Raw genomic sequence first — 22,257 nt, 5'->3', positions numbered from 1 at the left:
TGGTGCTCCCTTGCTCTCTGGCGGTACGGGGTCGGGTGCTGGGGGCTGCTCCATCCCCGCCTAAACGCAATCTATTTGCTTTAAGCCACGGTAGGGCCTACGTTTGCCTAACACAAATCTTTAGCTTTTGGATAGGGGTCGCTCCACCGTCCCCGCCCCGACCAGGGAGAACATCCTTGTCTGTCACTGAACTCACCCCGCCGGAGGCGGCCCGCTGGGCCCACCGCGCCGGCCTGTCGCTGCCGGCAGAGCGGCACGCCGCGGTCGCGTCGGTCGCCAACCACATCCAGAAGGTCGTCGCGGTCCTGCGGGAACTGGACTTCGGGGAGACCCCGACCGCGACGGCGTCCGCCGCACCCGCCGATCGCGTGAAGTGGAAGGGGATGGCCGATGGAGCCCTTTGAGCTGACCCTGACCGGGGCCGCCGCCGCGATCCGGGCGCGGGAGCTGTCCCCGGTCGAGCTGGTGGACTCCGTACTCGACCGTATCGAGCGGGTCGAGCCGGAGCTGGGGGCGTATGCCACCGTCTGTGCCGAGCGGGCGCGCCGGGCGGCGCGCGAGGCCGAAGCCGAGGTCCGGGCGAGCGCTGAGGCCGAGGCCCGGGCCGGCGCCGAGGCCGCCCGGATCCGCGGCCCGCTGCACGGCATCCCGATGGCATTGAAGGACCTGATCGATGTGGCCGGAATGGCCACATCGGCCAGCTCCCGGGTCCGGGACGGCCACCGCGCGCCGGCCGACAGCGCGGTCGCAGCCCGGCTGGCGGGGGCCGGCGCGGTCCTGCTCGGCAAGACCCACACCCACGAGTTCGCCTACGGTCTGATCACCCCGCAGACCCGCAACGCGTGGGACCGCGGCAAGGTGGCCGGGGGCTCCAGCGGCGGGTCCGCCGTCGCCGTCGCGTCGGGCACGGCGACGTTCGCCCTGGGCACCGATACCGGGGGATCGATCCGGGTACCGGCCGCGCTGAACGGGGTGGTCGGCCTGAAGCCGACCTACGACCTGGTTCCGCGTGACGGTGTCACGTCCCTGTCCTGGTCCCTGGACCACGTCGGCCCGATCACCCGCACGGTCGCGGACGCGGCGCCGGTGCTGGCCGCCCTGACCGGAGACGCCCCCGCGCCGTGCCACCAGGGCGACCAAGGCGCGGAACTCGCGGGGCTGCGCGTCGGCGTGCCCCACAACTACTACTTCGACCACGTCGACCCCGAGGTGGAGGCCGCGGTGCGGCGCGCCATCGGCCGGTTGAAGGACCTAGGCGCACAGCTCGTCGGCGTCGACATCCCGATGACCCGTTACGTCCAGGCCACCCAGTGGGGGCTGATGGTGCCGGAGGCCACCGCCTACCACGAGGGCACCCTGCGCAGCGCCCCCGAGCTGTACCAGGAGGACGTCCGGACCCTGCTGGAGGCCGGCGAGCTGCTGCCCGCCGGGGACTATCTGCGCGCCCGGCGCGCACAGGCACTGATGCGCGAGGAGTGGGGCCGCCTTCTGGAGCGGGTCGACGTGATCGCCGCCCCGACGGTGCCGATGACCGCGGTCGCAGCCGGCCAGGCGTCGGTCACCTGGCCCGACGGAACCCTTGAGGCCGTATCGGACGCCTATGTGCGCCTGTCCGCGCCGGCCAACATCACCGGGGTGCCCGCACTGACGCTCCCGGTCGGACACGACGCGGCGGGCCTGCCCATCGGCATGCAGCTCCTCGGTCGCCCCCTGGGCGAGCACACCCTCCTCCGCGTCGGCCACGCCTATGAGCGGACCCGACCCGTCCGGGCCGCGCTCGCGCCGACGGCCTGAGTGAGGAGGAGGCCCGGGACCGCCCGGCATGACGGACCCCTTAACGCAAGGATTGTGCTTTAAGGTGGTGGCATGAGCCGTCGACCAATGGTGCGCCCCGGTGGGCGCAGTGCCCGCGTCCAGGAGTCGGTGCATGCCGCGGTGCGCGAACTCGAAGCCGAGCTGGGCCGGGACGCGCTGACCGTGCCGCTGGTGGCCCAGCGCGCGGGAGTGACCCCCTCGACGATCTACCGCCGCTGGGGCGACTTGCACGAACTGCTCTCTGACGTGGCAGTGGCCCGCCTGCGGCCCGATGCGGAGCCCGCGGACCACGGCGACCTGCGCTCGGATCTGACGGCCTGGACCGAGCAGTTCCTCGAGGAGATGTCCTCCCCGGCGGGCCGCGCCTACGTTCGCGACGCCCTGCTGGGCGATCCGGACGGGGGCAACGCCGGGCAGTGCTCGGCGTACGCGGCCGACCAGGTCGCGGTCGTCCTGGCCCGCGCGAGCGCCCGGGGGGAGATCGCTCCGGGCGTGGAGGCGGTCATGGACCGGGTCGTCGCCCCGCTGATGTACCGCATCCTCTTCCGCCCCGCCGGGCTGGACACCGCCTACGCCCGCCGCCTCGTGACCGGGCTTCTGCGGTCGCCGGGGGAGGAGTAAAGCACACCTTCGCCGCGGGCCCAGGCGTTCACCATCGCTGAACTTGTCGCCCAGTACGCCAGTTGGCGTCCGGTTCGCTCCGGACCGTCGTCGGCATCGCAAGGTCGCTTCCCTCGAACGCGACGCGGACGAGTTCGCAACCGGTGATCATGCGATGCCGCGCCTCGGCTTCCTCAACGCTTGGCGGGGCCGCTCATCGGTTGCTTCCCGGGTGCGTCGGGCCGGTGCTCGGGTGGGCGGGGGTGTGCAGGGCGAGGAGGGCGACGTCGTCGTGGCCCGGTGGGTGGACGCGGCGCAGGAGCTGGTCGGTGAAGGACGGCAGGGGGCGGTGGGCGAGAGCGGCGGCGTGCTGGCGCAGCAGGTTCATGCCGTCGTCGAGGGTGTGGCCGGGTGCTTCGACGAGGCCGTCGGTGTACAGCAGGAGAGTGGATCGCGGTGGCAGCAGGAGGGTGCCGTCGGGGCGGGAGGTGCGCACGCCGGTGCCGAGAAGAAGACCGTGTCCGTCGGTGAGGTAGCGGGCCAGCCCGTCGTGGGTGATGAGGAGGGGCGGGGGGTGGCCGGCGTTGGTCCAGGACAGCCGCCAGTGGCCGGTGTCCGTCTGGTCGAGGCGGGCGAGGATGAGGGTGGCCATGGCGACGTCGGTGATGGGCGTGATCGCCTCGTCGAGGCGTTCCACGATCCGGCTGGGGGGTTCTTGCTGGGCCCAGGCATAGGCACGGAGCACGTTGCGCAGCTGGGCCATGCCCGCGGCGGCCTCCAGGTCGTGGCCGACCACGTCGCCGATGGCCAGAGCGGTGGCGCCGTCGGAGAGGGTGAAGGCGTCGTACCAGTCGCCGCCGACCTGTGAGGCGTCGGGGGCGGGCAGGTAGCGGACGGTCATCTGCAGCCCGGGCACGCTCGGCATCTGGGGCAGCAGATGGTTCTGCATGGTCTCGGCGACCTTGCGCTGGCGCTGGTAGAGGCGGGCATTGTCCAACGCGACGCCGGCGCGGCGTGCGATGTCCTCGATCAGCGGAAGGTCACCCGTGGTGAAGCTGCCGGGCTTCTCGGCCCGGCCGAGGGTGAGGGCTCCCAGGACTTCCCGCGTACCGCGGATGGGGACGATGGCCGCAGAGTGGATGCCGGTGGCCTCGAACAGGCGACGCTGCTCGACGGCGATGCCGGAGTCCGGAGCGCGCCGGTAGGTGTCGGGGCCGGCCACGGCCGAGGCGACGCCGCGCAGGGCCCGGGACAGGGGCATCTGCGATTCCTCCGGCACCGGCGGCATAGGCCCCTGAAGATCGTCATGGGGTACGAGACGGTCTGTGTCGGCGTGGACCACGTCCGCACGCCACACCTCGTCGCGCTCGGTGATCAGGTCGATGACGACCCAGTCCGCCAGTCGGGGCAGCACCAGGGCCACCAGCCGGCGCCGGGCCTCCTCGACATCGAGGGTGGAGGTCAGCTGGGTGGTGGTCTCGGCCAGCAGGGCCAGCCTTTCCAGGTCGCTCAGCGGCTCGCCGGCCTGCTCCGGGCCCGGCCGGGCGGCGTCGCCCGGCTCGCACCGGTAGAAGATCACGAGCGTGCAGGTGTCGCGGTCGCCGACGGCATACGGGGCGATCAGCCAGGAGACGGGGAGCAGCGAACCGTCGGCACGGGCGAAGTACTCCTCGTCGCCCTGTGCAGGGTGCCCGGCGTGGAACCCCTGCCGCATGCTGCACCGGGTGACCGGCAGCGGCTGCCCCTGGGGGCCGCGGTGCAGCAGTTCGTGGGCGTCATGCCCGATGACGTCTTCCGCCCGGCTGCCGAGCAGGTGTTCGGCTCGGGCGTTGACGGCCATGATGTGGCCCTGCTCGTCGACCACGTAGGCTCCGGCACCGATGGCCTGCAACGCCTCGGTGAGCCGGGCAGGGGGCTCCGCCCGGGACTGCTGGATACCGGTGTCCTTCGCGCCTGCCATGTCGGGGCCTCCTGTGCTCGAGCGTTGCCGCGGACACCGCTGACGTGTGCCTGCTCTCCCGTATGCCCCGCACGGGCACGTAACCCTCGCAGCGTTCCGCGGCTGTGGTGATCAGCCCACGCCGCTCACCAGGACTACCCGTACCGGGAGCACGGCTTCACCGATCCCGGCGCGTACACCTGACGCCGACCGGCTGGTGCCGTCAGGTGCGGCCGAGCGATTCCCGGGCACCGGCACCTGCGTTGGTGGCACTCCCGTCGAGCGCAGCGTTCACTGCCGGGAAGACGGGGAGCAACGCGTCGAGACCGAGAAGACGCCACACCTGCTGATAGTGGTCGCTGAGTGCGGCGAGGCGCAGCGTGCCGGCATGGTCGTCCAGCACACGCGACAGCGTGATGATCATGCTGACGCCCGAGGAGTCGAGGTACTGCACTTCGGAGGCGTCCAGGACGAGGGTGCTGCAGCCCTGCCTGACCAGGTCTTCGCACCTGGCACCGACGTCGGAGGCATTGTCATAGTCCACCTGCGTCGGCAGCCGCACGATCGCCGTGTCTGCGTGCCCTACCAGCACTTTCAGCATGCAGAACGAACTCCCCTTCCCATCGTTCACGGACCGTGCCGTCCAGCAGGCACCGGTACCCTTCCGCTCGCCGCCCTGCCCGGGCGACACCTCCGCGCGTACCCGCAGCGGCACCGGCCACGCTCGCTTCTGTGTGCCGGACCGGTGAACGGCGCCGTGCCCGCGGTGGCCGGCCGGCGCAACCGGTGCACTCCGCACGGTCACGAAGGGCTCGACCGCGCGGCGGCCCGACGACGCCGTCGTGTGCCCGGGCCGCCACGGTGGTCACTCGGGCAGCTCGGTGTGGAGACGGATCGTGGTTCCTTCGTCCGGCGTGGACCGGATCTCCACAAGATCACAGAGCTGATGGACGAGCCACAGCCCGCGTCCACCCACCTGCCTGGCGGTCGGCATCGTACGTCCGGCCAGTGGATCCCGTAGGTAGCCGGCGTCGCGGAACTCGCAGACAAGCCGTCTGTCCTCACCCCAGGTACGCAGCACGCCCTGCCCGCCGCCGTGCCGGATGCTGTTGCTGGCCACCTCTGTCGCAGCCAGGTGCAGTTCGCGCAGGCGCCGACCGGTCAGGCCGTGCTGTTGGGCGCATGCGGCGATCTTCTCGCGGAGGGCGGGCAGGTCACCGCTGGTGTAGAGGAACTCCTCGTACGGGTCACACGGGTCGGTGAGCGCAACGAACGCGTACGGTGCCCGCGCGTCGTAGTCCTCGCACGGCACCGTCCGGCCGTCTCTGCGGATCTCGGGGTGACAGCGTGCCATCTCGGCCAACGCACTCTTGTCGCGTGCAACGTCGTACGGGCACAGCAGCCACCACGCCGGGCCCTGGGCGAACGCCATGTTGAGCAGCCACTCGTGATAGCGCAGCTCATCCGCCTCGGCAGCACTGCGGACCTCGTCCCAGGGGGATTCGCCGATCCCGCGGACGGGCCGCCCTTCGGAAACGTGCTCCTTGATCCATTCCTGCCAGGCAGCGATGAGACGACCCGGATGACGCGCCACCCCGCTGGTGTCGACATAGCGCACGATGTCGTTCTCACGGATCTCGGCACGCAGCAGAGACGCCTTTTCCTGCGGGACGGCCACGACGACGGCCTCGTCACCGTCAAGCGCCTCCTGGATGAAATCCAAGGCGCCCGTGACGAATTCATCACTGCCCGAGTACGGATACAGCTCGTGCCGGTATCCCGCGCCTGCGAGGGGAGTGGGCGAAGAGGCGGTCACGGCGCCATCACCACCGGAATGTCGGGGATCGCGAAGCCTGACAGCTTCCAGGCGAGGCGTACGGTCTCGTTGGCGCCTTCCAGGACGACCTTGCGCTCCGGAAGGTGCCTGGCGGCATCGGCCAGGGCGCTCATCCCGGCGGCGTCGAAGAACTCCAGAGTGTGACAGAGCAGGCGCACCGTCGGGGCGTGAGCGAGCAGTGCGCACAAGATGGTGCCGAAGGCCACCGCGCCGTCGCTGTCGACGGTCCCGGTCACCGTCCAGCCTTCCTCCTCGGCTCGGTACACCCGGAACGCCGGTGACACCGAGCGGCTGCCCACGTGATGAGGATGCACGCAACTGATCTGCTGCAGGGCCGGGAGGTCCCAGTCGGCACCGCTGTATGCGCACACCACCATGGCACCGGTGTCGGCTGCGAACTCCTCGAGATCGAGCTCACTGCGCAGCCACTCCCCGTTGCGTCCCCTACGGGTGCTGGGCATCACATGGTGCAGCACACGGAGAGAGCGAAACCCCTCCCGGTCGGCGGCGGCCGCCTCCCTGCGCACCGCAGCGAGCAGAGAACCCTTCAACCGTGCAGGGTCGAGCACAAGCGGTGCGAACTCGCTCTCCGCCTGCGGGGCCGACCCGACGATGACCACCTTGTCACCGTGCAGAGCACCGTCCGCAACGAAGGCCCGACTGCGGTCGATCACGTCGTCGGCACGATCCAGCAGATGGCAGACATGGTCGCCGATGTCGACCTCGTCCAGGGTTGGCAGTACGCGCGGCGCTCTCACTACTCCTCCCTCGTTCCCCCCTCACTTTACTGCGCTTGTCACCTCCTCCCACGCCCTCCCCAAGGCACCGGCCCCTGCTGGCCACCTCTCCAAGTCCCTACCGTGCCACGGGTACTCCCGGACCGGCTTCGGCGTCCACCGTGGCAGGCTCCGTCGCCCGCCCGGTCTGCTGCGACGCGGCGGGCCGTCGCCCTGCGAGGCGGCATCCGAGGCAGTTGACGTGACCACTGCGGGCGGTGAGGTCCTTGACTCGCCAGTCCCATTGGTCAGCCGGTCGGGGGCCGCTCGGTTTCCCCCAGCCGGCCAGGTGAAGCATCCAGGTGATCAGCAGAGCCAGAAGCATGACACCGACGCCGGCCAGTAGCAGGGGTGCCGAAGTGGTGATCACGGCGAGGCCACAGAGGCCGAATCCTGCCGAGGCGATGCCCATCCCGGTCCAGCCGGCGACCGTGTGGCCCAGGTCGTACTCGTCGTCTCCATGCATGAACACGGCGTCTCGCGCCTCCTCGGGTGGATGGGATCCTGAGATGTCGGCTCGCGCGGCTGCACGGCCAGGGACAGCTTATCTTGCGAGCTAAGATGCTTAGATACTAAGGGGATATTGTGAGGCGTGGCAAGGAACGTTCGGTTGCAACTGGAGCCCAAGCGCTGTTCGCCATGGACCGGATGATCGCCACCGCCCAGTTCGGACAGCAGGACATCGCCCGGGCTCTCGGCCTGAACGTCACGGACGTGACCTGCCTCGGCTTCCTCATCGAAGCGTCGATGGCCGGGGAATCACTTGTGGCCGGCGACCTGGCCGAACGGGCTCGTCTGACCACCGGGGCGGTCACCGGGGTCCTCAACCGTCTGGAAAAGGCCGGCTACGTTCGCCGCCAGTCGGACCCGCAGGACCGCCGGCGCGTCCACGTCGTGGTGGAGGAGAGGGCGCAGGCGCGGATCCTCGAGGTCTACAGCCCCCTCTACGAACGCCTGGCCGCTCTGTTCGCCGCCTACGAGGCCGATGAGCTGGGTGTGCTCACAGACTGGTTCACCCAGGCCCGGGACCTGTTTCTCGAGGCACTGGAGGAGATCCGTCAGGGCGCCGGCTCGATCCGCGCGGCAGCGGCGACCGGAGAGGACGACGGTGCAGTCGGCGGTGGCCGGCGCACGTGACGGCGAGCCGCCTTCCCGCAGCACCGGGTCAGGTGGGACAGGGTCTCAGGATGCCGGGTCACGGTCCGGTCCCTGAAACCAGGCGTCCGCCCCGGCGTCGGCGCGGTCGCCCGACACGTCCCCGCGCTCAGGTTCAGGGCGCGGCGGCGATGGCATGGGGGAGCTGGGTGCGGCGGTTGATGCCCAGCTTCCGGTAGGCGGCGGACAAGTGGACCTCAACGGTCTTCGCAGTGACGTACAGCTGCTGGGCGATCTGCCGGTTCGTCAATCCCTGGGCGGCGAGCTTGGCCACCCTCATCTCACTCGGGGTGAGCGCTTGCGGACCGGTCATGTGGGGACTGCGGGGGCGGGCTCCCGCTGCCCGCAACTCATCGCGCGCGTGCTCCGTGAGCAGGGAGCTTCCGCACTGGTGGGCGAGTTCCAGTCCCTGCGCGAGGTAGGCGCGGCCTTTGGCGCGGCTGTTCGCACGCCTCAGGGCAGAGCCCAGGTCGACGAGGGCTTTGGCGTGTTCCAGCCGGGCGGGGCCGTGGCGGAGTGTCTTCTCGGCTTGCTCGAGCAGACCGATGCCTTCAGGTCCGCAATGGAGGAGACCGTAGATGCGCAGGGCGCGGCCGATGACGTGGTCGGCACCCCACTGCCGGGCGAAGTCGAGTTCCTCGGCGGCCAGCCGGCGAGCCTCCTCATCGCGGTCCAGTGCGTGCAGGCACAATGCCGCCTGCGAGCGCCACGGCAGCAGGGCCGGGTTGGTCCCGCCGTAACAGGCGAAGCGTCGGCCGGCGTCGAACGCGGCGTCCAGCGCCTCCTCGTGCCGGCCCAGGGAGTGCAGCAGCTTTGCACGGCTGTGCTGGAACAGGTACACCGTGGAGGCGGCGTCGTACCCGTGGTGCGGCGCGTTCAGCAAAGCCTCTGCCTCCTGCAGGTGTCCTTTCTCGGTCAGCGTCTCGACCATCCATGCGAGTGCGGCCTGGCGGGTCAGGACAGTGCTGCTCACTTCCGCCGTGCGCAGGGCCTCGCGCAGGTCGCTCTCCGCCTCCGCGAGTTCACCGTGAAGCAGCCACCCCCAGCCCCGGCAGGAGTAGAGGGTGCACAGGGTGACCAGGGAGCCGGTGCGACGGGTCTCTGCGATCAGCGACTCACAGACGTCAAGACCTTCGGCCGGATCGTGGGCAAGAAGCGGGATACAGGAGTTGACCAGCATCAGGGCGTTGGCGGTAGCAGCCTTCCGCAAGCTCGCTTCCGCCATGATCCTGCGCGTGGGGACCACGGCCTCGGGACGCGCGGCCATCGTGTCGAACAAGGCGATGGCCGCGTCGAGCAGCGCCGCCCCGACGGAGGACGCCGGGGGAAGGCGACGCAGCGCGGGCAGTTCCGGAGCCACCTTCTCCCAGCCGCTCGCGGAAAGATGGGCGATCAACCATGTTGCCTGCAGCGCGCGGCGTGCATCGGTGTCGTCCTGCGGCAGATGGCCGATGGCTTCGCGGAGTACCGCGTCCGCCCTGACCGGATCCTGGGCACCGAGCACGGACGCCAGTGCCTGCATGGCGGCCAGCCTGGTGAGCGTCGCGGTGTCGTCCGTTGCGGCGACCGCCTCGTCGAAGTACGCCACGGCCGTCGGCAGGTCGACCATGAACGCGGCGGAGCCCGCCTCGGTGAGCACGGTGACCCGCTCCTGAGCGGGCAGCGTCTCGGCAGTCGCGCGTTGCAGGTACCTCAGTGCCGCCTCGACCGCGCCGGCGTCCATGGCCTCGTCGGCGGCGCGGCGCAGTATCGGCACCGCCTCCGGTACCGCGTTCGCGGGCACCTGCAGCACATGCGCGGCGACCTGCTCGATGCGAGCTCCCGCCTCGGACAGCACGCGTACCGCGCGCGCATGCAGGCGAACCCGTTTCACCGGGTCGACATTCTCGTAGACCGTGGCTCGGATCAGCGGGTGGACGAAATCCAGGAGGTCGGGCTCTCCCGGCTCCCGTCGTCGCAGCAAGTGGGCCGCCTGCAGGTGGGCGACACTCTGCTCTGCCTCGTAGGCGTCCAGACCGGCCAGCCCGGCGGCCTGGCCGGGAACGGCTCCTGCCCCGAGGACGGCGACAGCCTGGGCCAGGGCGACGCTCTCTCCGGACAGCCGGCCCAGTTCCACCGAAACGCGCCGGCCCAGGACGCGGGCCCCCAACTCCTCCACACGTGATGCGGTCGCGTCCGTGGGGGCCAGTCCCTCCGCGGTCATGGCACGTGCCAGTTCGCTGACCAGCAGGGGGTTACCGCCGGTGGCCTGGTGGCAGGCACGGACGAACCCGCTCTCCGGCGTCTTCCCGAACCAGTCGGCCAGAAGACCGCCGGTGGACGCCGTCTGCAGCGGGGCGGGCTGCAAGATCTCACACGTCTGATCCGACAGTGCCACGTCGAGCAGGTGCGAGGCCGCGCCCGGTTCATCCGGACGCATGGTGGCGACCAGGAACAGACGCAGGTCCTCCAGGCGGGGCAGCAGGTGCAGCAGGAACCGCAGTGACGGCTCGTCCGCCCAGTGCAGGTCATCGACCAGCAAAGCGACCGGGCCGTCCTGGCAGAGGTTCGACATCAGCCAGAACAGCCCGTGGAAGACCGCGAACTCGCCGGGCCCCGGCAAACCGTCGGCGGGTTTTCGCGCGACTGCCGCCTCGGCTGCTTCCGCTCCCGCCAGCCAGCGGGCACGATCATCGGGGGAAGCCGCCCGGAGAAGGGGCTCGAGGGCCTGCCTGACGAGGCCGGAGGCGTAGGCGCGCTCCACCTCCGAGCCCCTTGCCCTGAGCAGGCGCAGTCCGGCGGCGGCCATGTCACCGGACTCCTTGAGAAGACGGGTCTTGCCCACTCCGGCAGGCCCGCAGATCACGATGAACTTACTGTCACCCGCCTGCGCCGCGTGGATTCCGGTCCGCAGCCGATCGAGTTCCGTTGTTCTGTCCAGCAAAGCCCCCTGCATGGGCTCATTCTTGCATCGACAGACGCACCGACCTTCATGGCCGGACCGCGACCGACTCCATGGGCCGCCTCTGCCTCGGCAAACGGTGCAACGGCAGGTCGTTTCACGCATGGTGATGCACTGCGACAGTCGGTCATCGGACGGGCCCGCGCAGCGTGGGTGATCCGGTGACTTCACGTATGCGCACATCACGATGCCGTCCATGACGTTGCCCTTCCGCTCCAGACCCCCTCAGTCCTTCCAAATCCTGGGGTTCTCCCCCAACGCGAGGGCGGGGGAGCGCGGCCCAAGCTCGACGGCAGGCGCCCTGCCTGGGCCCTCACCTCAGCTCACCAGGACCAACCCACCCCTGAGAACCCATGACCTCACCTGTGTATACGCCGTGCTCCCTCCCTTACCGCCGTGCCCGTGGGCGACAGCGGCCCACGCTCGTCGACCGGCCCCCGATGGTCGGACGGGACCGGGAGCTCAAAGCGGCGCTCCACGCGCTCATCGGTTCGGCAGGCGCGGGCGGCGTACTGATCGTCGGGCCGCCAGGGGTGGGCAAAACGCGTCTGGGCCAAGAGATCGCGGCCTCCCTGAATCCCACCATCGCGGTGGCACCGCTCCAGGAAGGCCGGGGTGCACGGAGCACAGGTCATCAGGGAAGGCCGAACGCCGCCCCCCACGTCACTTGCCTCACCCCGGGCTCTGTCCTGCCCGTGGTCCAGCGTCTCCTGCGGTCCGCTTCGCGCCGGCCCCGTCTGCTGTGGATCGACGACGCGCATCGGATGTCACCGGAGACTGCGCAGGCCCTTCGTCAGCTCTCCTCTCTGCGAAACGACAGGTATCTGCTGACGGCAGGCCCGGCCGACGGCGGGCTGCAACTGCAGGCGCTCTGTGAAGACCGGCACCTCGTCCGCGTGACGCTGGGCCCGCTGGACGTGCCGGCCACCCGGCGCCTGACCAGCATGATGCTCGGGGACCAGATGGCGCAGCGGAGCGTTGTGCGTCTGGCTGCCATGTCGCAGGGCAATCCACTGCTGCTCCGCGAACTGCTGCGCGCCGCCTTGGACCAGGATCTGATCTCCCACGACGGTCACGAATGGCACATCGGTACCCGCGTTCCCTCCTCGGGCGCCCTGCGCGATCTGCTGGCCCGGCAGCTGGCGAACCTGACCCGGGAGTCCCGGCGCGCACTGGAACTGATCGCTCTGGCCGAACCGGCCCGGCTGGAAGTACTGGAGAAGACCGTCGGCAGCGCGATGCTGCTCAGGCTCGAGGACGACGGCTTGATCCGGGTTCCCGGTCCCGGCTCGGTTCAAGGCGATCAGCTGCAGTCGCTGGTGTCCATCGCCCATCCCTACGTCGGACAGGTGCTGCGCCAGGAAGTCGGACCGCTGCGTCGCAAGCACCTGCTGCGGACATGGGTCCAGGCCCTGCCGCCGCCGTCCGGTCGACTGCCGGCGGAATCCGTCCGGCTCGCCGAGTGGCATCTGGAGTCCGGCGACGTCCCCGACGAGTCCCTGCTGCTTGCCACGGCGCAGCATGCGCTGCGGGGGCACGACACCCCGACCGCTTCTCGACTGGCCGCGGCGGCCTGGAACCACTACCGCACCTTCCCGGCGGCTGAACTGAACGCGCATGCGCTGCTGGCGCTCGGCGAGTTCAGGGAGTTCCACATGTTCCTGGACGAGGTGCGCCGCGAAAGCCCGGACCACGCGGCCCCCCTCGCCCCGGTCGAGGCCAGGGCACTGCTCTTCCAAGGCCGGTACGACGACGCCGACCGGCTTCTGAGCACGGTTCCCCCCGGTGATGCTGAGTCCGAGCAGCTGCTCGCCGCCTGTCTGCGGGGACGTTTCTCCGAGGCGCTTCCCCGGGCGGAGCGGCTCTCGCGAAGCACGGCGTCGGCCTACCGCGTCGAGGCGGCGATCCTGGCCATGTCGGCGATGTGCCACGAAGGGCGGCCTCTCGACGCGCTGGAGCTGTACGAGGAACTGCGCGCACTCCGGCCGGACGCCGATGGACCGCTGTGGCCTTTCGACCAGGACTCCCTGGAAGAGATGCACGCCGTCGTCCTGCTGCACGCAGGGCGTCTGGACGAGGCCGGGAACATCATGCTGCGCGAGTACGACAACGCCATACGGCAGAACCGCGTGGGCGTCGACGCTCAGCGCGGTCTGGTGCTGGGTGCGACCCTGTACGAGCGAGGCCGCCTCCGGGAGGCGCTCTCCTACTTCTCGTTCACCGCCGCCTACCAGGCCGGACGGTGCCCCTGGCAGGCCAAGGCCCACATCTACGCCGTCCTGGCGAAGAGTTGTCTGCCTCCCGCGCGGCGTGGGCAGGTGGACGGCACTCTCGATGACGTCGTCGACGGGCACGAGGATCCGGCGCTCCATCTGGCCCTGGCCTGGCAAGCGCACGAGCAGGGCCATCAGGACACCGCGACGGCGTATCTGCACAGCGGGGTGGACCGGGCGCTGACAGCCGGGCACTACACGGACGCGATCGTTGCACTGCACGAGGCAGCGCGGCTCGGTCTGGCTCCCCATCCCGCCGTCGCGCGCGACCTGCCGGTGCAGGGCGCCTACCTGCGCAGCCGCCTGCACTACGCCCGCGCGGTCAGCACCGGTGACCTCAGACTTCTCGGCCAGGCCTGCAGGGTGCTCGCCGAGGCGGGGGCGGCGCTGTACGCGGCCGAGGGGTACGCGGAACTGGCTCGTATGCAGCGTCGTGCGGGCAAGGACAGAGCGGCGACGGCGTCGACCGCCCAGGCGCGAGCCCTTCTGCGGCACTGCGGTGACGCCGCGACTCCTGCGCTGCACTTTCTCGGTGAGGCCGTCGCGCTCACACCGCGGGAGCGGACCGTCGCCCGGCTGGCCGCGCAAGGGCTCAGCGACAAGGAGATCGCAGACCGGCTCGTGGTCTCCCCGCGGACCGTCAGCAACACCCTGTACCGGATCTATCAGAAGGTCGGCGCATCCGATCGCCGGGATATGCGCAAACTGCTGTCCATGTGATGAGGGGGCGGGACACGCCGGACGCAGGCTTGGCCAGTTCACCCGATCGAGTCGGCAGTCACAAGTGACCACTTGCTGCCCGCGGGTCCGTGGCGCCCACGGGGTCCACTCCCGCACCAGGCCCTCAACAAAGGAGACACACGTCGTGTCGGATCTTCAGACCACCTATCGAGGAACCGTCTACCCGTGGCACTGCGATCACATGGGTCATATGAACGTCATGTGGTACGTCGGGAAGTTCGACGAAGCCACCTGGCAGATGTTCTCGTCGATAGGGCTGACTCCGGGATATATGCGCGACAACGCCCGTGGCATGGTCGCCGTCGAGCAGAAGATCGCTTACCGGCGGGAGGTGCACGCCGGTGATGTCGTCCTGGTCCGGTCAGGTCTTCTGGAGGTACGGAACAAGTCGATCCGATTCTGCCACCAGATGGAGAACGCCGTGACCGGTGATATCTCGGCCGTCACGGTGATCACTGGAATCCATATCGACACGGTCGCCCGGCGCGCAGTCGCGCTCCCGGCGGAACAGTCCGACGCCGCCCGGAAGATGATCGCGGATTTCGACCCCGGAATCTGACCACTGCAATCCGGCCTGGCCACGGTGTGACGACCCTTTGCTCCCTGATGATCGTGCGACCCATCAGTCGAACAGGGTGGGCTCGCAGTAGTAGAGCTGTGTCAGTTCCGCCCGGGAGGCGACTCCGAGCTTGGGGAAGACCTTGTAGAGGTGATACTCGACCGTGCGGCGGCTCAGAATGAGCTGCGTGGCGATCTCCTGGTTGGAGTTGCCCGCCGCGGCCAGGCGCGCGATGCGCCGCTCCTGAGGAGTCAGCTCACCGGACCCCTCCTTGCGCCGGCGGGTCGTCTGGCCGGTGGCGCGCAGTTCGCGCCAGGCACGCTCGGCCCACGGCCCCACATCGAGCTGGTCCAGTGTGTCCGCGGCGCTCCGCAGACAGCGGCGGGCGTCCACCCGCTTGCGTGCGCGCCTCAGCCGCTCACCCAGGTACAGCTCCGTCCGCGCCCTCTCGACGGGAACATGTCCGCCGTGCAGTCGCAGGGCCTCCTCGAAGAGCCCGATGGCCTGTTCGTCGTCATCGGTGAGCAAGGCCCGTGACCTCGCGACGAGTGCGCGCGCTTCCCCGCTCTCGGCGCCGGCCTGCCATGCCTCCAGCGTCCCCATCGCCGCCCGCGCGGACTCCGGTTCCCGCGCGCGCACCGCCGCCTCGATGCGGTCCGGCAACGACAGCATGCTGACCATGGGATGACCCCTGCCCGGCTCGGACGCGGCCAGCAGTTCGAACAGATGGAGTGCCTCCGCGAACTCCCCCCGCATCAGTGCCAGAACGGCGAGGGAGTACCGGGCCGTGGCCACGGCAAGGCCGATCCTGCGGCCCAGCGCGACGCTCAGAGCCTCCTCCGCCGCATCGCGGCAGGCCGGCTCGTCTCCGCGCAGCGCGTGCAGCAGGGCGAGCCGTGACAGGTGAACGGCCGCCAGGTTGTCCTGCCCCGTCTTGCGGGCGAGCCTCAGACCCTCCTCGGCGAGTGCCACCGCCTCGCCCCCGCTGCACGTCTCCAGCGCGACGACGAAATGGAGATCGCCCGGCTGGGAACCCAAGTGACCCGACGTCCTCGCCAGGTCGCTCACCTGCTGGTACAGCGTGAGTGCCTGTGCCCCGTCGCCGAGGTACAGGGCACCGATTCCGGCCCAGGCGATGAGCGTCGGGTCGCCCAGGGCAACGGCCTTTTCGGTACCCCGGGTGATCAGCTCCCGGGCACCACGGACGTCGCCGGTCGCCACGGCGCCGATACCGCTGAGCAGCAGGTGCGTGCACTGCACCGTCGGACTGCCGAAGGGCAACAGGCCGGCCGTGGCGCCCAGCTCCACGCAGCGGGACAGATCGCCCCCGTACGACGCGGCTTCGGCCGCCTCGACAAGGCAGCGCGCGGCGATCGCGGGATCGGATTCCGCCAGGCAGGCCGCCGCCCTCGACAGGGTCCGGAACGCCTCCGTGATCACCCCGCTGCGCAACTGCACGGTGCCACGGAGCCTGAGGAGCTTGCCCAGCACCTCCGGCTGACGGACGATGAGTTCCGCCTCCGCGATCAATGCCTCGGTGTGCTGCAGTCGGCCCGACTGCCATGCGGCGCGAGAGGCTTCGTACAGACGCCTGGCTCGCAGGTCCACCTCCGGAGTGAGGTGGGCGGCCCGTTCCCACAGAGCCGATGCCGATAGGCGATCACCTCTGCTTCGGGCGGCCTCGGCCGCGTCCGCGAGTTCTGCGGCCACCTCCTCGTCCGGTCCCATGGCGGCGGCCGCCAGGTGCCATGCCCTGCGGCCGTCCCTGGCCTCCGGCAACAGCACGTCCGCGAGCGCCCCGTGCACCTTGCGACGCTGAGTGAAGCTCGATGCGCTGTACACCGCCGTGCGCACCACGGGGTGGCGGAAGACGATGCGCCGGCCGGCGACACCGATGACGCCGGACTCTTCCGCTGGATCGAAACTGGAACAGTCGAGACCCAGGCGCGCCGTCGCGGTCAGGACCGCCGCCATGTCACCTGTCTCCTCCGCCGCGGCGACCAGCAGGGCGAGCTGTGTAGCGTGCGGCAGAGCGCGCACCCGGTCCAGAAAGGCCCGTTCGACCCCCTCACCCAGCGGCAGCGGGTTCGGCAGCGGCTCACGCCCGGACAACTGCGGTGCCGACAGGGCCGAACCGAGTTCGGTCAACGCCAGGGTGTTCCCGCGGGTCCTCGCCACGAGTTCCCCGGCGACGCGGGGGTCGACGATGTCTTCGGTCCAGGCCGCCAGCAGGCTGGTCGCCGCCTCGAGGTCGAGCCCCTCCAGCCGCACACGGGGAAGCACGGGATCAGCCAGCGCGTCCCACCCGGGGTCGCGCTGGGCGACCAGCAGCGCCACACCTTCCCCTCGCAGGCGGCGCGCCACGAACAGCAAGGTGTTCACCGTGGCCTGGTCCACCCACTGCGCGTCGTCGAGGAGACATAGGAGGCCTCCTTCCCGTGCCGCCTCGGTCATGAGCGCCAGCACGGCGACGGACACGGGAAACATGTCGTCAGGCCGTAGGGAAGCGAGGCGCAGCACCCCCGACAGGACTTCCGCCTGCGCTGGTGGCAGCGCGGGAAGATGGTGCCTCAGCGGGTGAAGGAGCTGGTGCAGTCCGGCGAACGGATATTCCGATTCCGGCCGTGCCCCACGTGCCTCGACCACGGTCATCCCCGTTGCGACAGCACGTCGCCGTGCGTGGTCGAGCAGCGCGCTTTTTCCGGCTCCGGGCTCACCGTGCAGCAGAAGTAGGCCGCTGCCCGATATCGCGGCCTCGTGCAACACATCATCGATCTTCACCTGTTCAACCGCACGGCCGTACAGGTCGGGATGCGTGTGGATGTCGGTCGCCTCCGTTGTCCGGCGATTCCGGTCGGGAAGAACGGGCTGGTCCCGGACGCCCCCAGACCGGCACCAACGAAGGCACCCTAGAACGCCAAGGAACCGAACCGGTCTCGATTCATCATTCACGGACCCTTTGCACCCTTTCTTGAGCAGAGATTACTCAAGGGGCCGACGAACGGGGTCGACACCGTCACGCTCGCTCGGCGTCATGGTGCCGGGACGCCGGCCGTCAGCACGGCGGCCGGCTCTCTCCTCCGTGGCAGCTGAGGTCGATGCGATATGACGCCGTGCGGCCGGTGATCTAGGGGCACCAATGTCCAAACGTAGGGGGGTGATCCCTGATGCTCCGGGAGCCTGAAGGCGATGTGCTGTACGCCGGCGATGACGCGCGGCGGTGAACAGCGCCGCGCGGCACCGCTGTCCCTCACGACCTCCGGTTTCCGGAGGCCTATGACACCTCTCTGGAGGAGCAGTGCCCCCCTACCCCATCGACTCACTGGGCGACCGGCCTTCCGTCGAGTCCTCATCGGCCGCGACCGAATCCGCAGGCGGACCGGCCTCGCCGGGCGGCCATGGACCCACCGGCTCCAGGCTCGCGGTGGTGATGGCCACGGTCCTGACCGTGGTGCAGCTCGTGGTCGTCATCGCCTTCGCCTGGCCGGCTGCCCGCAGCGAGCCTCATGACGTCCCCATCGTGGTCGCCGGGACGAGCCAGATGGCCGGGCCGGTGAAGGAGCACCTCCAGAAGACTGAGCCGGGAGCGTTCGACATCGCGGTGAAGTCCGACGAGAAGGCCGCCCGTGACGCGATCCTCGACCGCGACGCCTACGCGGCGATCGTCGCCGACCCCAAGGGCCCCAAGGTGCTCATATCCTCGGCGGCAAGCGGTGCGGTGGCAGCGGCCTTCACCCACGTGGCAGGAGAGATCGAGAAGCGGAGCGGCAAGCCGGTCACCCTGGAGGACGTTCGCCCCGCACCGAAGAAGGACGCCCGGGGTGCGGCCTTCGCTTCGTCGATGCTGCCGCTGGTGCTCACGGGCATGATCGGCGGCATCCTCGTCGCCCTCAAGCTGCCGGGCCGGCGCGAGCGCCTCCTGGCGGCCACGGCCTTCGCGGCGTTCGCCGGCCTGTGCACGACCGCGGTGGTGCACGGCTGGATCGGAGCCTTCGACGGGAACTACCTGGCCGAGGCCTCGATCGTCAGTCTGATCGTCTTCACCATCAGCATCACCATCGCCGGGCTCGGGACCGCTCTGGGCCATGCGGGGCTCGGGCTGGGCGTCATCACTGTGCTGCTGCTCGGCAATCCCCTGTCGGGTGTGGCGAGCGCGCCGGAGATGCTGCCGCAGCCGTGGGGTGCGTTCGGGCAGCTGCTGCCGCCGGGTGCCGGCGCGAGCCTTCTGCGCTCGGTCACCTTCTTCGACGGCGCTGCTTCGGCCGGGCCGCTCATCACGCTCCTCACCTGGGCGACTTGTGGTCTGGCGCTGCTTTTCTTCGGCGGCAGCCGGCGCGCCAAGGCCGGCCGCCCGTGAACGGCGGCTCCACCGGGTCCCCGGGTTCGCGTGTCCGAACCGGCCGCGCCCACACACTGGATCATCGGCGCCCGAAGAGCGCCTGACGAGCGATGACCACCCCGTGAGGGGAGACCTGGCGCGGTGTGAGGACGCCCTCACACCGCGCTTCGTCGTTGCCCCCGGCCGCCTGGTGCCCTGAGTGGCGGACACGATCCCCGCCTCCCAGGCGAAGGGCGGGTCCGGGGGTGCGTCACCGGGCCGGCGGGACCGTGGGCCCGCAAGGCTCGTCGAGGTGCGGATCCACGACCGGGCGAGCCTGCGATGCCGCCCGCTCGGCGGCGCGGACCGCCTCTTCCCGGTGGGCGCCCAGAGGCTCGCGCCGGACCTGCTCGTGCAGTTCGACGACCGCGTCGATGAGCATCTCGGGGCGAGGCGGACAGCCGGGCAGGTAGACGTCGACCGGCACGATGTGGTCGACGCCCTGCACGACCGCGTAGTTGTTGAACATGCCGCCGGACGACGCGCACACCCCCATGGCGATGACCCACTTGGGGTTCGGCATCTGGTCGTAGACGCGGCGAAGCACAGGGGCCATCTTCTGGCTGACCCGGCCCGACACGATCAACAGGTCGGCCTGGCGGGGTCCGCGCCAGTACTCCATCCCCCACCGGGCCAGGTCATGCCTTGCGCCCCCGGTGGCCATCATCTCGATGGCACAGCACGCCAACCCGAAGGTGGCGGGGAACATGGACGACTTGCGGGCCCATCCTGCAAGCAGTTCGACGGTCGTCAGCGCATAGCCGCTGGGAAGACTCTCTTCGAGCCCCATGGAACTCGCCTCCTCACATCCCGTCACGACGGTGTCGGTCTTGTCGCAGCGTCCCGGGGGCGAAGGGCCGGCTGCGCTGTACCGCGCCGCTTTGAGTAACGACTACTCACCGGCCACTGCACATGTGCACGGAAGCGAACAGGCGCCTCCCTGGCCCGGCGACGGGACATGCGGAGGTGCCCGCGGGACCCCTCGCCGCCGGTACAGGCGAGGGGTCTCGTGTGCCGTCCGTGGCTACTGGTAGGTCCCGCCGTTCTCGGCCATGGTGACGAGGGAGGCGGGCGGCGTGAAGCGGTCGCCGTAGCGTTCGGCTAGCCGGCGGGCACGGGCGACGAAGCCGGCCGGGCCGCCGTCGTACTGGTTGACGTACTGCAGGACGCCGCCGGTCCAGGCGGGGAAGCCGATTCCCAGCAGGGAACCGACGTTGGCGTCCGGGACGGAACGCAGCACGTTCTCATCGAGGCACTTGACCGACTCGATCGCCTCGGCGAAGAGCATCCGCTCGACCATGTCCGCGAACGGGATCTCGGTGGTGCCGGTGCCGAATGCCTCCGCCAGCCCCGGCCACAGCCCGACGCGCTTGCCGTCTGCGTAGTCGTAGAAGCCGGCGCCCTCCACGCGGCCCGGGCGGCCGAACTCCTCCACCATGCGGTCGACGACGCGGAAGGACGCCCTCTCCACCAGCGGCCGGCCCCCGGCGATCCAGGCGGCCTTGGTCTCCGCGCGGACCTTCACGGCGAGCCTCATGTTCAGTTCGTCGTTGAGCGCGAGCGGGGCCGTGGGGTAGCCCGCCTGGAGGCCCGCCTGCTCCACCGAGGCGGGGTGGGCGCCCTCAGCGATCATCTCGACGGCCTCGGTGAGGAAGGTGCCGATGACGCGGCTGGTGAAGAAGCCGCGGCTGTCGCCGACCACGATCGGGGTCTTGCCGATCTGCTGGGCGATGTCGAAGGCCTTGGCCAGGGTTGAGGCGGAGGTCTTCTCGCCGACGATGATCTCCAGCAGGGCCATCCTGTCGACGGGCGAGAAGAAGTGCAGGCCGATGAAGTCCCCGGGGTGCGCAACCCCCTCCGCCAGGCTGCTGATCGGCAGGGTGGAGGTGTTGGACCCGAGTACCGCGCCGGGGGCGAGATGGGGCTCGATCTCGGCGAAGACGTTCTTCTTCAGCTCGGTGTCCTCGAAGACCGCCTCGATCACGAGGTCGGCGCCGGCCGCGTCCTCGGGGCGCTCGCCGGTGGTGATCCGGGCCAGCACCTCGTCACGGTCGGCCTCGCTGATCGTGCCCGCCGCGACGGCCTTGTCGAGGATCTTCGCGGAGTAGCCCTTGCCGCGCTCGGCGGCCTCCACGCTGAGGTCCTTCAGGACGACCTCGATTCCGGCCCTGGCACAGACGTAGGCGATGCCGGCACCCATCATTCCGGCCCCGAGCACGACGGCCTTCTCGGCGCGGTGCCGGGGAAAGCCCGTGGGCCGGCTGCCGCCCTTGGCGATGTGCCGGGTGTCGAAGTGGAAGGCCTTGATCATGTTCGAGGAGATCGGGCCGCAGGCCAGCTCGGCGAAGTAGCGGGACTCGATCTTGAAGGCGGTGTCGATGTCGACCTGGGTGCCTTCGACCGCTGCGGCGACGATGCGGTGCGGGGCGATCATGGGGGTACCGCGGCCCAGCTTGCGCGCGGCGGCCGAGAGGGGCAGCACGACCGAAGCCTGGAAGGTGTTGTGGGCCTTCGAGGGGGAGTGCCCGCCGGGGATGCGGTAGGCGCGGCGGTCCCAGGGCTGGGTGGCGTCGGGATGGGCGGCGATCCACTGCCGGGCACGGACCACAAGCTCCTCGGGAACCGTGACCAGGTCGTCGACCAGGCCCTGGGCCAGGGCCGTGGCCGGTGTGAACAACCGTCCGGTCAGCAGGACCTCGCTCACGGCCTCCTGCAGCCCGAGCAGCCGCACGGTGCGGGTCAGGCCGCCGAGACCGGGCAGCAGGCCGAGGGCGACCTCGGGCAGACCGATCCGGCTGCCCTTGACGTCCAGGGCGATGCGGTGGTGACAGGCCAGTGCGATCTCCAGGCCGGCACCGGTCGCGGATCCGTTGAGCGCGGCGACCACCGGCCGGCCGAGCTTCTCCAGCCGCCGCAGCAGGCTCTTGAGGAGATCACCGCCCGCAGTCAGCTCCGCGGCACGCTCGGGCGCGGTCCGGCCGAGGACGGCCGGGTCGGCGCCGGCGAAGAAGGTCTTCTTGGCGGAGGTGAGGACCACGCCGGTGATGTCGTCGCGTTCGGCCTCCAGCCGGTCCACGGTCGCGGCCAGCGATCGCTCGAAGAGGGGACTCAGAAGGTTGACGGAGCCGTCGGGGTTGTCGATCGTCAGGAGGACGACGCCGTCGGTGTCCTGCTCCCAGCGGATCATGGTGGTGTCGGTCATGAGAGGTGTCCTGTTCCGTGTCGGTGCGCTCGGGGCCTGCC

General features: G+C 70.1%; 16 protein-coding genes. 7 read left to right on the top strand and 9 right to left on the bottom strand.

What is annotated here, in order from left to right:
- Window positions 1–176 precede the first annotated feature (176 nt).
- The 3 genes from JK359_RS16190 to JK359_RS16180 all read left to right on the top strand — a co-directional run bounded on the left by JK359_RS16190 (window position 177) and on the right by JK359_RS16180 (window position 2,436).
- Window positions 177–404: a hypothetical protein gene (locus tag JK359_RS16190; RefSeq protein ID WP_201836156.1), complete on the top strand. Its 228-nt coding sequence runs from the start codon at window positions 177–179 to the stop codon at window positions 402–404.
- Window positions 391–1,794, top strand: a complete 1,404-nt coding sequence (locus tag JK359_RS16185) for an amidase (RefSeq protein ID WP_201836154.1) — start codon at window positions 391–393, stop codon at window positions 1,792–1,794. Before JK359_RS16190 ends, JK359_RS16185 begins: the two co-directional genes overlap by 14 nt.
- A 72-nt stretch (window positions 1,795–1,866) precedes the next feature.
- Window positions 1,867–2,436 (top strand): TetR/AcrR family transcriptional regulator, encoded by a 570-nt coding sequence (locus tag JK359_RS16180; RefSeq protein WP_201836153.1) that lies wholly within the window; start codon window positions 1,867–1,869, stop codon window positions 2,434–2,436.
- Between the two features lie 193 nt (window positions 2,437–2,629).
- Here JK359_RS16180 and JK359_RS16175 read toward each other — a convergent pair whose 3' ends face one another.
- From JK359_RS16175 to JK359_RS16155, 5 genes are all read right to left on the bottom strand, one after another.
- Window positions 2,630–4,375, bottom strand: a complete 1,746-nt coding sequence (locus JK359_RS16175) for a SpoIIE family protein phosphatase (protein ID WP_201836152.1) — start codon at window positions 4,373–4,375, stop codon at window positions 2,630–2,632.
- 202 nt (window positions 4,376–4,577) lie between these two features.
- On the bottom strand, window positions 4,578–4,955 hold the full coding sequence (locus JK359_RS16170) for an STAS domain-containing protein (protein ID WP_201836151.1): 378 nt from the start codon (window positions 4,953–4,955) through the stop codon (window positions 4,578–4,580).
- A 264-nt stretch (window positions 4,956–5,219) separates the two neighbouring features.
- Complete coding sequence (locus JK359_RS16165; protein ID WP_201836150.1) at window positions 5,220–6,170, bottom strand: anti-sigma factor RsbA family regulatory protein; 951 nt, start codon at window positions 6,168–6,170, stop codon at window positions 5,220–5,222.
- Window positions 6,167–6,949: an MEDS domain-containing protein gene (locus JK359_RS16160; RefSeq protein WP_201836149.1), complete on the bottom strand. Its 783-nt coding sequence runs from the start codon at window positions 6,947–6,949 to the stop codon at window positions 6,167–6,169. Before JK359_RS16160 ends, JK359_RS16165 begins: the two co-directional genes overlap by 4 nt.
- A 97-nt stretch (window positions 6,950–7,046) precedes the next feature.
- Window positions 7,047–7,433 carry an HGxxPAAW family protein gene (locus tag JK359_RS16155; RefSeq protein WP_201836628.1) on the bottom strand — a complete coding sequence of 129 codons (387 nt, stop codon included), beginning with the start codon at window positions 7,431–7,433 and terminating at the stop codon, window positions 7,047–7,049.
- Window positions 7,434–7,606: 173 nt separating this feature from the next.
- Between JK359_RS16155 and JK359_RS16150 the strand changes: the two genes are divergently transcribed.
- Window positions 7,607–8,104 (top strand): MarR family transcriptional regulator, encoded by a 498-nt coding sequence (locus JK359_RS16150; RefSeq protein ID WP_201836148.1) that lies wholly within the window; start codon window positions 7,607–7,609, stop codon window positions 8,102–8,104.
- Between the two features lie 133 nt (window positions 8,105–8,237).
- On the opposite strand, the gene JK359_RS16145 is transcribed toward JK359_RS16150, so the two are convergent.
- Window positions 8,238–11,261: a helix-turn-helix transcriptional regulator gene (locus tag JK359_RS16145; protein WP_201836146.1), complete on the bottom strand. Its 3,024-nt coding sequence runs from the start codon at window positions 11,259–11,261 to the stop codon at window positions 8,238–8,240.
- A gap of 155 nt (window positions 11,262–11,416) precedes the next feature.
- On the opposite strand from JK359_RS16145, the gene JK359_RS16140 reads away from it, so the two are divergent.
- Together JK359_RS16140 and JK359_RS16135 are read left to right on the top strand one after the other, a co-directional pair.
- A complete protein-coding gene (locus JK359_RS16140) occupies window positions 11,417–14,056 on the top strand; it encodes a LuxR C-terminal-related transcriptional regulator (RefSeq protein WP_307788122.1) in 2,640 nt (879 codons plus the stop codon).
- Between the two features lie 145 nt (window positions 14,057–14,201).
- Window positions 14,202–14,636: an acyl-CoA thioesterase gene (locus JK359_RS16135; RefSeq protein WP_201836142.1), complete on the top strand. Its 435-nt coding sequence runs from the start codon at window positions 14,202–14,204 to the stop codon at window positions 14,634–14,636.
- Window positions 14,637–14,699: 63 nt separating this feature from the next.
- Here JK359_RS16135 and JK359_RS16130 read toward each other — a convergent pair whose 3' ends face one another.
- Window positions 14,700–17,588 (bottom strand): ATP-binding protein, encoded by a 2,889-nt coding sequence (locus JK359_RS16130; protein ID WP_307788121.1) that lies wholly within the window; start codon window positions 17,586–17,588, stop codon window positions 14,700–14,702.
- 346 nt (window positions 17,589–17,934) lie between these two features.
- Here JK359_RS16130 and JK359_RS16125 point away from each other — a divergent pair, with 346 nt between their 5' ends.
- Window positions 17,935–18,993 carry an ABC transporter permease gene (locus JK359_RS16125; protein WP_201836138.1) on the top strand — a complete coding sequence of 353 codons (1,059 nt, stop codon included), beginning with the start codon at window positions 17,935–17,937 and terminating at the stop codon, window positions 18,991–18,993.
- Between the two features lie 232 nt (window positions 18,994–19,225).
- Here JK359_RS16125 and JK359_RS16120 read toward each other — a convergent pair whose 3' ends face one another.
- Together JK359_RS16120 and JK359_RS16115 are read right to left on the bottom strand one after the other, a co-directional pair.
- Window positions 19,226–19,804, bottom strand: a complete 579-nt coding sequence (locus JK359_RS16120) for an NADH-quinone oxidoreductase subunit B (RefSeq protein WP_201836136.1) — start codon at window positions 19,802–19,804, stop codon at window positions 19,226–19,228.
- A 234-nt stretch (window positions 19,805–20,038) separates the two neighbouring features.
- Window positions 20,039–22,216: a 3-hydroxyacyl-CoA dehydrogenase NAD-binding domain-containing protein gene (locus JK359_RS16115; RefSeq protein WP_201836134.1), complete on the bottom strand. Its 2,178-nt coding sequence runs from the start codon at window positions 22,214–22,216 to the stop codon at window positions 20,039–20,041.
- Window positions 22,217–22,257: the final 41 nt, after the last annotated feature.

Source organism: Streptomyces actinomycinicus (assembly GCF_016741775.1).
GTDB lineage: Bacteria > Actinomycetota > Actinomycetes > Streptomycetales > Streptomycetaceae > Streptomyces > Streptomyces actinomycinicus.
Note: the sequence above shows the minus strand (reverse complement) of the source record. Positions and strands in the feature narration are given on the sequence as shown.